Origin of the sequence: Protofrankia sp. CiP3 (assembly GCF_917627345.1) — a bacterium.
In the GTDB taxonomy this organism is placed as follows: Bacteria; Actinomycetota; Actinomycetes; order Frankiales; family Frankiaceae; genus Protofrankia.
The window spans coordinates 40206-51848 of record NZ_CAKJTM010000017.1 but is presented as its reverse complement, the minus strand read 5'-3'; the positions used below and the strand labels follow the sequence as shown (position 1 = coordinate 51848).

Below are 11643 nucleotides of genomic sequence, written 5' to 3'. Positions count from 1 at the left end.
TGGCTGGGGCGGCGCGTCGCGCTCGCGCTACCACTCTCGAATTCTGATCAGCGGACCCCTGTTTGGCGCGAGTGGTCACTGTGCGGCGGGTGCGGCGCCATACCGTAGCCACCCTTATGGGTTTCGATGGAGGTTGGTGCTGTATTGGCGATTTGTTGTTCCTGGGCTCGGTATTGGCATCGTGGCTGCGGAGGTCTGAAGAGCGGGCCTGAAGAGATAGTTAGTTATTCGCGACACACCGGCCGGTCCGCAGGGTAGTCTTCGCGACAGCGGGTGCGGCGTCCCGAGAGCGAGGGTCTACACTGCTTCGTAGACCCGGCGATCGCTTACGTCCGGTTGTGTCTGAACGCGGAATGGGAGGGACGCCGTCAGGCGTTGCCCATACGTGCAAGCACCAAGACCCGCCACCCGCACCGACCTTCGGATCTGCTACTGATGACGCTGCCTGCCCTGGAACTTCATGAGCGCCCCGACGAGCCGCGTACGCGTGCCACAAGTACGCGGCGCACCCGCCGGTCGGCCACTCCTGCACGCACGGTGCCCGGCCGTGGCCTGGCCGCCGTGCCCGATGATACCGACGAACTCGACGTTACTCAGGTCGCCGAGCTTGTCGCGCGTGGGCGCGAATCCGGCGAATTGAGCCGCGCCGAACTTCGCGAAGCGCTCGAGACCGCTGACCTCGGTCTTGAACTACTTCCCGTCCTGATTGCCCGGTTGACAGCCCTTGGCGTCGAGGTTCTCGACGAGGAGGAGCCAACAGGTGGAGCGCCGGCTGCCCGCGCAACCTCGGAGCATGCCGGAACGGCCGATCTCGTGCGCATGTACCTGCGCGAGATCGGCAAGGTACCCCTGCTCAATGCCGCGCAGGAAGTCGAGCTGTCCAAGCGGGTCGAAGCCGGCCTGTTTGCCGAGTACAAGCTGGACACCGACTCCGACCTGGAGCCGGCGCTGCGGCGCGACCTCGGGACTCTGGTCCGGGACGGGCATGCGGCAAAACAGCAGCTGGTCTCGGCGAACCTGCGCCTGGTGGTTTCGGTCGCCAAGAAGTACAGCGGTCGTGGCATGACCTTGCTCGACCTGGTTCAGGAGGGAAACCTCGGGCTGATCCGCGCGGTCGAGAAGTTCGACTACGCCAAGGGCTACAAGTTCTCGACCTACGCCACCTGGTGGATCAGGCAGGCCATCGGTCGGGCACTGGCCGATCAGGCCAGGACGATCCGGATCCCGGTCCATGTCGTCGAGCAGATCAACAAGATCACTCGACTGCAGCGTCAGCTCGTCTCCACACTCGGTCGGGAACCGACTGACGAGGAGCTGGCTCTGGAGCTCGACATGCCGATCGAGCAGGTCGTCGAACTGCGCCGGTACGCCCAGGACACGGTCAGCCTGGAGACCGCGGTGGGCGACGACGGGGATTCGGTCCTCGGTGACTTCATCGAGGATGCGGATGCCACCTCTCCCGCGGACGCCGCCTCCTACGGCGCCATGCAGGACGAGATCGAGGGCGTGTTGAGTGGGCTCACACCGCGTGAACGTGAGGTCATGCGGCTGCGCTTCGGCCTTGCCGACGGCAAGCAGCACACGCTTGCCGAGGTCGGTAACCGTCTCGGGCTGACCCGTGAGCGGATTCGCCAGATTGAGCGCGACACCCTTCGCGAACTGCGTAAGCCGGCGGTCGCGAGCAGGTTGCGCGAGTTTCTCGACTGACGCATCCGGGGATGTAGCGCGTCCGGGATGTAGTGCGTCGTCGTGGTGGAGATCCCCTGCCCGGTCACCGGGCAGGGGATCTTTTTTTGGCGCGAAGGCGAAGGCGAGGACTGCCGGCCGCCGCCGGTCAGCTGGCCGCGGGCGGGATGAACGGCAGCAACGCCTCGGGATTCGCGACCATGCCGAGGCTGACGGCCTGCTCCAGGGCTGCGCCCAGCAGCAGGCGACGAACCGGCACTTCCAGTTTCTTGCCGTTGTAGGTGCGGGGAATCGCGGAGATCTGTTCGACGCGGTCAGGCACATGCCGGGGGCTCAGCTCCCTTCTGATCGTCGTCAGCAGGGTGCTGATGAAGGAGTCGGTAAGCGTTCCGCTGTCCTCCAGCACGACGTACAGCACGAGCTCACCTGGTCGCTCAGCGGTCGAGGTATCGATGATCATGCTGTCCGCCACGCCGGGAATGCTGTCCAGCACCTGGTAGAACTCGGCGGTACCCAGCCGGACTCCGCCGCGGTTCAGGGTCGCGTCCGAGCGGCCATATATGATCACCGATCCGGTCGGGGTGATCCTGGCCCAGTCGCCGTGGCGCCACACGCCGTGGTAGGTCGAGAAGTAGGACGCGCGCAGCAGCGAGCCGTCATCGTCGCCCCAGAAGAAGAGCGGCATCGAGGGCATGGGCGCGGTGAGCACCAGTTCGCCGATCTCGTCGACGAGCTCCTTGCCGTCGCCGTCGAAGGTGCTCACCGCGCAACCGAGCCCGCGCATGGAGATTTCCCCGGCGTGCACTGCCAGCGTGGGCAGGCCCGCCGCGACCGCCGTGCACATGTCCGTGCCGCCACTGATCGACGAGAGCATCAGGTCGGAGCCGACCGCGTCGTACACCCAGGCGTACCCGGCCGAGGACAACGGCGAGCCGGTGGAACCGATGGTACGTATCGCGGAGAGGTCGGCGATCTCCCGCGGGACGATGCCCGAGCGTTCACACGCGGCCAGCAGGCCGGGACTTGCTCCCAGGCAGGTGATGCGGACGGCCTCGGCGAGCCGCCACAGGGTCCCCAGGTCGGGGAACTTCGGGCTGCCGTCGAAAAGCACGACGGTCGCCCCGGCCAGCAGGCCGGACACGAGCAGGTTCCACATCATCCAGCCGGTGCTTGTCACCCACAGGAAGCGATCGTCAGGTCCCAGATCGAGATGGAGCACCAGCGACTTGAGGTGTTCCAACAGGATGCCGCCATGGCCCTGCACGATCGGTTTCGGGCGGCCGGTCGAACCCGAGGAGTACAGGATCCACAGTGGCGAGTCGAAGGGGACCCGGTGGAAGGCGGGGACCTGGTCATCGCAGCCGGCGAGCAGGTCCGCCCAGGAGATGACAGCCGGTAGGTGGGCCTTGTGGGCACGCTCGACGGCATCCGCGGCCAGGTATGGAATCACGACCATTGCCCGCAGGTCTGGCAGACGGTCGGCCACGCCACCGAGCGCGCCGAGCGTGTCAAAGGACTTTCCGCCGTAGGTGTAGCCGTCCACCCCGATGAGCACCGTAGGGGTGATCTGAGCGAAACGGTCGGCAATGGCGGAGGGCCCGAAATCCGGGGAACAGCACGACCAGACCGCGCCGACGCTGGTCGTGGCGAGCATGGCCACCACGGCATGGACGCAGTTCGGCAGCACGGCGCAGACCCGGTCGCCGGGACGCACACCCAGGCGCCGCAGCCCCGCCGCAGCTGCCGCGACCTCGCGGCGAAGTTCGTCCCAGGAGACCACGGCGGTGGTCGAGTCCTCGCGGACGGCGATCACCGCGGGTGCGGGGCCATGTCGCGTTAAAGCGTTCTCGGCATAGTTCACGCGGGCGGTCGGGAACCACTGAGCGCCCGGCATCCGGGCGTCGGCAAGGGCGGGGCCGTCCCCCCGCTCGCCCTCGACCGCGCAGAAATCCCAGATCGAGTCCCAGAACCCGTCAAGGTCGTCCACCGACCACTGCCACAAAGCCGTGGCACCGCTCAGCTTCCGGTCGCGTTCGGTGGCCAGCCAGTCCAGATAGGCGGTGACCCCGGCGGCGCGGACCCGCTGGGGAGATGGCGTCCACAGCCGCCGTCCCGCGATATCCATCCTGGGTCCGGCATCTGGCGCAATCTCGTGTTCATCATCGTGTCCAACAGCCACGGACTCAGACCCTAACGAATACGGGAGGCCGAAATGGTCCACTCGACGGCCGGGGTGCGTCGAAAAAATCACGCCGTGCGACCAGCCGCCGCCTTTGGCCTGGTTGGCCTGGTTGGCGTGGTCGGTGGGACTGGCCGGACTGTGCCGCTGGCGACGCTGCATCCCCTATTGCCGGTCGCTCTACAGAGGATGATCGGCCCGCCGTTGGCCTGGGGGCGTGTTTCGGAAGCCGTCTGTCCGGCTCGCCGCGTCCAGGCGGCCCCTGGCTACGCTCTCGGCCACACCGATACAGCTCCGGTATCGGTGTGGCCTGCGGCCTTGCCAGGAACCACCTGGACGCGGCTCCCTGATCGAATGACGGCTTCCGAAACACGCCGTAGGGTCGAATCATGGGCGGTACTTCGCGGCCGAACGGTTCCGCTGACGGTGGTGATCCCGGGCCAACGCTGGTCATGTGGGATTCTGAGCTGGCCGACTACGGCTTCGGGCGCAGACACCCGCTGCATCCTGTGCGGCTCCAGCTGACCATGGACCTCGCCGCGCGTACCGGAGTTCTGGACGGCCCCCAGATGGCGGTCCGGTCGCCTCAGCTCGCGACGGATGAGTTGATCGAACTTGTGCACGACCCCGCGTACGTGCAGGCGGTGCGCCAGGCGCCGCGGTACGCCGCGCGCGGATTGGCGGCCATGTTCGGTCTGGGAACACCGGACAACCCGGTCTTCGAGTCCATGCACACCGCCGCCGCCCGGATTACCGGTGGGACGCTGGCCGCGGCCGACGCCGTGTGGACGGGACGGCACGGCCATGCCGTGGCTCCCGCGGGCGGGCTCCACCATGCGATGCGTCTCGCCGCCAGTGGGTTCTGCGTCTACAACGACCCGGCGGTGGCGATCGCCTGGTTGCTGCGCAACGGGGCCGCTCGGGTGGCCTACGTCGACGTCGACGTTCATCACGGTGACGGTGTCCAGACCGCTTTCTACGATGACCCACGGGTACTGACGATCTCCTTGCACCAGTCCGGCCGGACCCTGTTTCCCGGCACCGGTTTCCCGGACGAGTCCGGGGCGGGGGAGGCCAGCGGTATGTCGGTCAACGTCGCGCTGCCGCCGCGCACCGGAGACGCCGGATGGCTGCGGGCGTTCAGCGGGGTGGTTCCGGTGCTGCTGCGTGAGTTCGCCCCTGAGATCCTGGTCACCCAGCACGGGTGTGACACACATTTCCTCGATCCGCTCGGGGATCTGACACTGTCGGTCGACGGACAGCGTGCTTCCTACCAGGCCCTGCACGATCTGGCACATGAAGTGTGCGGCGGACGATGGGTTGCCTGCGGGGGCGGTGGCTACGCGCTCGCGTCGGTGGTGCCACGCGCCTGGACGCACCTGTTGGCCATTGCCGGCCACGTGCCGCTGGACTGCTCGCGACCGCTGCCGGCGGAGTGGCGGCACGCGGCTGACGCCCGCGTGCGGGAGGCCACCGGCACGGCCGTCGCTGGCGGTCCCGCGCCCGACCGTTTCGGCGACGGCGTCGACATCGCCTTCCATCCCTGGGAAGCAGGCGAGGGTGATCCGGACGACCCCCTGGACCGGGCGGTGGCGGCCACCCGGCGAGAGATCCTTCCGCTGCATGGCCTCGACCCCCTCGTCGACAGATGAGTGACACCGTGCCGCCGAGGCATGACGACGGGATGCGGGCCGACGCCGGGGCAAGCTACCCGGCGAGGTGGGAGGCGGACGTCATCCTCGCCGACGGGGGTACTGCCCGGCTTCGTCCGGTCGTACCTGGTGACGGTGAGCGACTGCGCGCGTTCTGGGGCCGTCTGTCGATGCGCAGCATCTACTTCCGCTACTTCAGCGCACGCGGGCCGCTCACCGATGCCGACATCCGGCGGATGACCGTTGTCGACCAGTGGGTGCGTGGAGCGTTGGTCGCGCTCATCGGGGACGAGATCGTGGCCATCGCCCACTGGGAGGGCGCACCGGCGCCGGCGGCCGAACATGATCGGACGGATGCGGAGGAGCCGCCACCGGGGGCGCGGCGTCCGGCGTTGGCCGCGGAGGTCGCTTTTCTCGTAGAAGACGCCCACCAGGGCCGCGGCCTCGGATCGGTCCTGCTGGAACATCTGGCGGCGGCTGCGTCCGAACGCGGGATCCGTCGTTTCGACGCCGATGTGCTCAGCGAGAACCGTCAGATGATCGGGGTTTTTCTGGACGCCGGTTACAGTGTGTCACGAGCGTGGGACAGTGGGGCGGTCCGGCTGTCCTTTGAGATCGCACCCACGCAGACCTCGGTGGACGTCATGCGTGCCCGTGAGCACCACGCGGAGGCCGCGTCGATCGTCCGGCTGCTGCACCCGCGGTCCGTCGCGGTGATCGGGGCTTCCCGGGATCGCGACGCGGTGGGGCACACGGTCTTCCGGCACCTGTTGGCCGGTGGGTTCGCCGGCCCGGTCTATCCGGTCAACCCCGCCGCGGCTGACGTCGGGGGCGCGGTCGCGTCGGTACGGGCGGTCGCCTCGGTGGCCGACATCGACGGCCCGGTGGACCTGGCCGTGGTGTGCGTGCCACCGCGTAACGTGCCCGAGATCATAGACCAGTGCGGCCGTAAGGGCGTTCGCGGTCTGGTGGTGCTCACCGACCTCGGCGACTACCAGGCGGAGATCGAGGTCACAGCCGCGGCCCGCGCATCCGGCATGCGCGTGGTGGGGCCGGCGAGCCTGGGCATCCAGAACCTCGCCACCGGGCTCAACGCGTCGTTGGCAGGCCGGATGCCCGCCCCTGGGCGGGTCGGCTGCTACTCACAGTCCGGCCCGCTCGGCGCGGCGCTGCTGGAGGCGGCGGCTGCCCGCGGGGTTGGGCTGTCCTGTTTTGTCTCAGCGGGTGACCGAGTCGACGTGAGTGGCAACGACCTTCTGCAGTTCTGGGAGGAGGATCCAGCCACCGACGTGGTCTTCATGCACGTGGAGACCTTCGGCAACCCGCGGAAGTTCGCCCGGCTGGCCCGCCGGGTCGGACGGCGCACGCCGGTCGTGGTGGTGACCAGCGGCCGCTCGCCCCTGGATGACGCGTTACTGCGCCAGACGGGCGTGATCAGGGTTGATCGGATCTCCCAGGGCTTCGATGTGGCGCTGCTGCTGACCGCCCAGCCGCTGCCGGCCGGGCGGCGGGTCGCGGTCGTCGGCGACTCCCGGGCACTGGTCTGGCTGACCTGCCAGGCCGCGGAGGCGTCCGGGCTCGCGGTGGAGCGGATCCTGCTGCCGGGTGGCACCCCGCCCGAGACGTTCACCGAGGTTCTCATCGACGCGGCTGGCCGTGCGGACGCGCTGATCGCGACGGTGGTGCGGCTGGCGCCGGCTGAACCCGGCCCGGTCGCGAGGGCGGTCGCGGCCGCAGCGAAGGTTGTCGACGTGCCCGTCCTCGCGACGGTTCTGGGCACCGAGGTACCACCGGATCTCGCTGGCGTGCCGGGTTACCCGTCGCCGGAGGGCGCCGTGGCGGCCTTGGTGCGGGCTGTCTCATACGCTGAGTGGCGCGCGGAGCCGGCCGGCTCGGTGCCTGAGATCACCCGGCGGGCCAAGGCGGCCCGTGCGCTGCTCGCCGGCGTTTCCGGTCCGATCGACGACGACCGGGTGGCCGATCTGCTCGACTGTTACGGCATCGACGTCCAGCCGTTCAGCACGGTCACGTCCGCTGATGAGGCGGTACTGGCCGCGGAACGGCTCGGGTGGCCGGTGGCCCTCAAAGCGCGTGCCCGCCCATATCGGCACCGCCCCGAGCTCGGTGGGCAGCGGCTCGACCTGTTCGGCCCGGCGGCGTTGCGGACCGCCTGGTCGTCGATGCTGGCGCGGCTCGGTGACGGGAACGGCGGTGACGCACAGCTCGCCGCCAGCGGGTCATTCGTCGTGCAGCGGATGGCCCCGGCAGGGGTCGCGGTGGTGGTCGGTTCCCTCGAGCATCCGCGATACGGGCCGCTGGTGTCCTTCGGGCTGGCTGGGCCCGCCACCGATCTGCTGGGTGACCGTGCCCACCACATCCTGCCGCTCACCGACTCCGACGCGGCACGGCTGGTGCGGTCGGTCCGGGCCGCCCCCCTGCTGTTCGGTTACCGGGGAGCGGAGACCGTCGACGTCGCAGCCCTTGAGCTGCTGCTCATGCGGGTCGCGCGGCTCGCGGACGACCTGCCGGAGGTGGCATCCCTCACGCTGAACCCGGTCATTGTCTCGAAGTCGTCGGTCACGGTGTTGTCCGCGGAGGTCGTCGTGGGCCGCGGGCTGCCCCGCGCGGACGCCGGGCCGCGCAAACTGTGGGCACCCACACCAAAGCACGGGCTGGACGACGCCAGCGGGTACGTCCATGAAGATGCTCCGGAGGTGACCGGATCCGCACGCGACGTCGGAGCTGTCCCGGGCCCGGGACAGCTCCATGGCGGGCCGTGTTCGTGACCGGGTGGCAACCAAACGATGGCCGGAAATGTCAGGGGTAGGGCATTGAGCACAACGTTGCCCCACCGTCCACAATCTTTTCCCATGACGACGCCGTTCCTCGAGGAGCCGTCCGGACCTTCGTCGGCTGGGTCGACAGGCGATCGGGCCGACGACGGTGATGGCGAGCCCCGCGGGCTCGGCCCAGCGGCTGGCGGTGAGGGCACGAACGGCGCGGCGGAGCCGACTGTCGAGCTCCTGGCGGCGCTCGTCGCCCAGGCGCCGGTCGGTCTCGCCCTCTACGACACCGCGGGGCGTTATGTGCGGGTCAACGACGTCCTGGCCAGGTTGAACGGCCGCCCTGCCGCGGAGCACATCGGTCGCACCACGGCGGAACTGCTGGGGGACATCGGCCGCGAGATGGACGAGGTGCTTCAGCGGGTGGTCACCACCGGTGATCCCGTGGTGGACCTGGAGGTCAGTGTCGCGGCCGACGGCCCGCAGCCGCCGCGGACCTGGACTGTCAGCTGGTACCCGGCGACCGATGCCCGAGGCGCGCTGCTCGGCGTGGCCTTCGTCGCCACGGATATCACCGCGTTGAGCGACGCCCGCGGCGAGGCGGCCCGCGGTGAGGCCAGGTGCCAGGCGCTGGTCGAGGCTGTGGCCGCGGATGTCTTCCACACGGATGCCCATGGCGGCCTGGACGCCGACCTGCCGCGGTGGCGAGCGATCACGGGCCAGCGGCGTTCGGAGATCGTCGGATTCGGCTGGCTTGACGCGGTGCACGCCGAGGACCGCGACCGGGTCGCGCGGGCCTGGCGGCAGGCGGTCGAGCGGCGCGGCGTCTTTGAGACGGAGTTCCGCCTCGCCGGTGCGGATGGCACGGATCACATCCTCGCCCTGCGGCTCCTGCCGGTTACAAGTGATGATCGTTTGGTCGAGTGGGTGGGCACGAGCCGCGACGTCACCGAGGCACGCGCGATCGCCAGCGCCCACAGCGCGCTGGCGGCGCGTGCGCGGAGCGCGGCTGAATGGAACGAGCGCCTGCGGCTCGTCACTGCCGCGTTGTCACGTGCAGTGACCGTCGACGAGGTGGCCACCGTCGTGCTCGAAGCCGGGCAGCAGGCCTTGGACGCGGCCGGCAGGGGGGTGGCGTTGGTCGACCAGAGCAGCGGCTGCCTGCGCTTCCGGTCCCTGCTCGGCTATCCGCCATGGTTCGTCAGCAGCTGGTCTGACATCAACCTGGGCGCGATCCACCCGCTGTCGGAGGCCATTCGAGGTGGTCGCGCGTTGTTTCTGTCCGGCCGGGCGGAACTCGCCGGACGCTGGCCTGTGCCAGCGCTGGTCGCGAGCGTCACCGATGCCGATGAGCACGCGTGGGCGGTACTTCCACTGGCCACCACCGACGCCCCGTTCGGCGCGCTGTTTTTCGGCTTCCGCGCGCCGCGCGAGTTCTCGCCGGAGGACCGCGCCTTCCTGACCGCGCTTGCCGGCCAGTGTGCCCAGGCGCTTGAGCGCGCCACGCTGTTCGAGCGGGTTCTCGTCGAGGCACAGGCGGGCCGCCGGGCGGAGGAGATGGCACGGATCGCCGAGGGCGCCGCGCGCGAGGCAGGCCGTCGCCTGGAACTACTGGCCCGCGCGACCGGAGCGGTCTCGAGCGCGCTCGAACCCGAGCGGGCTCTGCGGGCACTCACCGACGTCGTTGTCGGCGAACTCGCTGATTCCTGCGCGGTGTATCTGCTGGGGCCGACCCAGCCGACCCAGCCGACCCAGCCGGCCGGCTCCGGTCAAAGCGATCAGGACGAACCCGCCGGCGCAACCGCCGTGCCGCCGGGTGCCCCAGTCCTGCGGCGGGCGGCCGCCGCTGTCCGTCCCGGCCTCACCCGGCTGCCGATGCCGCGGGCCCGTACCGGTCCGTGGCCGAACGACAGCCCGGTCACCCTCGCCGCGCTCACCGGGCACAGCCGTATCGAGCCGCTGAGCGGCGCGTCGTGGTTGTCATCCACGGAGATGGCCCGATGGATGCGGCACGTGGGGGCACACACCCTCGCCGCTGTGCCGCTGATCCTGCGCGGCCAGGTGGCGGGTGTGCTCAGCCTCATGGCAGCCGGGGACCGTGCGCCGTTCACCGGGGCGGACGTGGCGTTCCTGGAGGAACTCGCGGCGCGCGCCGCGGTCGCGGTCGAACACGCCGAGCTCTATCGCCACAGCCGGGACACCGCGCTGACGCTGCAACGCAGTCTCCTGCCGTTGACCGTGGCCGAGCCTGAGGGGCTTGAGATCGCTGCCCGCTACGTGCCGGGCGTTGCCGACACCGAGGTAGGCGGTGACTGGTTCGATGTCATCGACCTCGGCGCGGGCCGGGTGGGGCTGGTCATCGGTGACGTCATGGGCCGGGGGGTCCGGGCAGCGGCGATCATGGGTCAGCTGCGGACCGCGGTGCGGACCTGCGCGCGCCTGGAACTGTCGCCATACGAGGTGCTGACGCTGCTGGACAGCATTGTCTGCGAGATCGACGAAGGCCAGATCGCGACCTGTATCTACGCTGTCGTCGAACCACACACCGGCCTGCTGACGCTCGCCAACGCGGGCCATCCGCCGCCCCTGGTCGTCGCCCCGGACGGGCTGGTGTCGCGGCTCTACATGGAGGCCGGTACCCCGCTGGGCCTCGGCCGCGGTGACATCCGGGAATACACCGTCCGGCTGCACCGGGGAGCGTTGCTGGTGCTGTTCACCGACGGACTGGTGGAAAGCCGGGATCGTGACATCGACACAGGGGTGTCAGACCTGGCGGCGGTGCTCTCGCGCCAGGGCGGATCGGTGGGCAGCCGGGCGGACCACGCACTGGCCGCGCTCGGCCGGGCGGAGGGCCACGACGACGATGTGGCGCTGCTGCTGGTCGGACTTGCCGACAGCGACTCAGGCGGGGCGGCCCGGTTCGCCGAGATCGCTGTACCGGCGGGGCCGGCCGGCCTGGGCGAGGCCCGCGGGCACGCCCACGACCTGCTGACGATGTGGTTGGTGGAGGCCGACATCACCGACTCGGTGGTGCTGCTGATGTCCGAGCTTGTCACCAACGCGCTGGTGCACGGCCGGCCCCCGCTGTCCGTGCGGCTGCGCCGGACCGCATCGAGAGTGATCGTGGAGGTCGCGGACGGTGATCCACGGCTGCCCCGGCGGCGTCATGCGGACTTTGACGACGAGGGCGGTCGTGGCCTTGAACTGGTATCCCTGATCGCTTCCCGGTGGGGGACACGTCCGGCCGGCTCGGGAAAGATCGTGTGGGCGGAGATCGCCGCTCCATTGTCGCTATAAGAGCGCCCGGCAACAGGGGCGTGGATCAAGGAGCGGGGCTGGGGCA

General features: G+C 69.7%; 5 protein-coding genes. 4 read left to right on the top strand and 1 reads right to left on the bottom strand.

Features of this window, described 5'->3' with window-relative positions; genetic code table 11:
• Nucleotides 1-435 precede the first annotated feature (435 nt).
• A complete protein-coding gene (locus MJ797_RS09130; RefSeq protein ID WP_239333668.1) occupies nucleotides 436-1707 on the top strand; it encodes an RNA polymerase sigma factor in 1272 nt (423 codons plus the stop codon).
• Between the two features lie 127 nt (nucleotides 1708-1834).
• Here MJ797_RS09130 and MJ797_RS09125 read toward each other — a convergent pair whose 3' ends face one another.
• Entirely contained in the window at nucleotides 1835-3811 is a 1977-nt protein-coding gene (locus MJ797_RS09125; RefSeq protein ID WP_239333666.1) for an acetoacetate--CoA ligase, read from the bottom strand.
• 443 nt (nucleotides 3812-4254) lie between these two features.
• On the opposite strand from MJ797_RS09125, the gene MJ797_RS09120 reads away from it, so the two are divergent.
• The 3 genes from MJ797_RS09120 to MJ797_RS09110 all read left to right on the top strand — a co-directional run bounded on the left by MJ797_RS09120 (nucleotide 4255) and on the right by MJ797_RS09110 (nucleotide 11597).
• A complete protein-coding gene (locus MJ797_RS09120; RefSeq protein ID WP_239333664.1) occupies nucleotides 4255-5517 on the top strand; it encodes an acetoin utilization protein AcuC in 1263 nt (420 codons plus the stop codon).
• Entirely contained in the window at nucleotides 5514-8303 is a 2790-nt protein-coding gene (locus tag MJ797_RS09115) for a bifunctional GNAT family N-acetyltransferase/acetate--CoA ligase family protein (RefSeq protein ID WP_239333662.1), read from the top strand. Before MJ797_RS09120 ends, MJ797_RS09115 begins: the two co-directional genes overlap by 4 nt.
• A gap of 84 nt (nucleotides 8304-8387) precedes the next feature.
• On the top strand, nucleotides 8388-11597 hold the full coding sequence (locus MJ797_RS09110) for a SpoIIE family protein phosphatase (protein ID WP_239333660.1): 3210 nt from the start codon (nucleotides 8388-8390) through the stop codon (nucleotides 11595-11597).
• Nucleotides 11598-11643 lie beyond the last annotated feature (46 nt).

What these genes read in the sequence shown, in the direction of transcription:
- MJ797_RS09115 (WP_239333662.1), top strand. Translation starts at nt 5,514, where the DNA reads ATGAGTGACACCGTGCCGCCGAGGCATGACGACGGGATGCGGGCCGAC.
- MJ797_RS09125 (WP_239333666.1), bottom strand. Translation starts at nt 3,811, where the DNA reads ATGGATATCGCGGGACGGCGGCTGTGGACGCCATCTCCCCAGCGGGTC.
- MJ797_RS09110 (WP_239333660.1), top strand. Translation starts at nt 8,388, where the DNA reads ATGACGACGCCGTTCCTCGAGGAGCCGTCCGGACCTTCGTCGGCTGGG.
- MJ797_RS09130 (WP_239333668.1), top strand. Translation starts at nt 436, where the DNA reads ATGACGCTGCCTGCCCTGGAACTTCATGAGCGCCCCGACGAGCCGCGT.
- MJ797_RS09120 (WP_239333664.1), top strand. Translation starts at nt 4,255, where the DNA reads ATGGGCGGTACTTCGCGGCCGAACGGTTCCGCTGACGGTGGTGATCCC.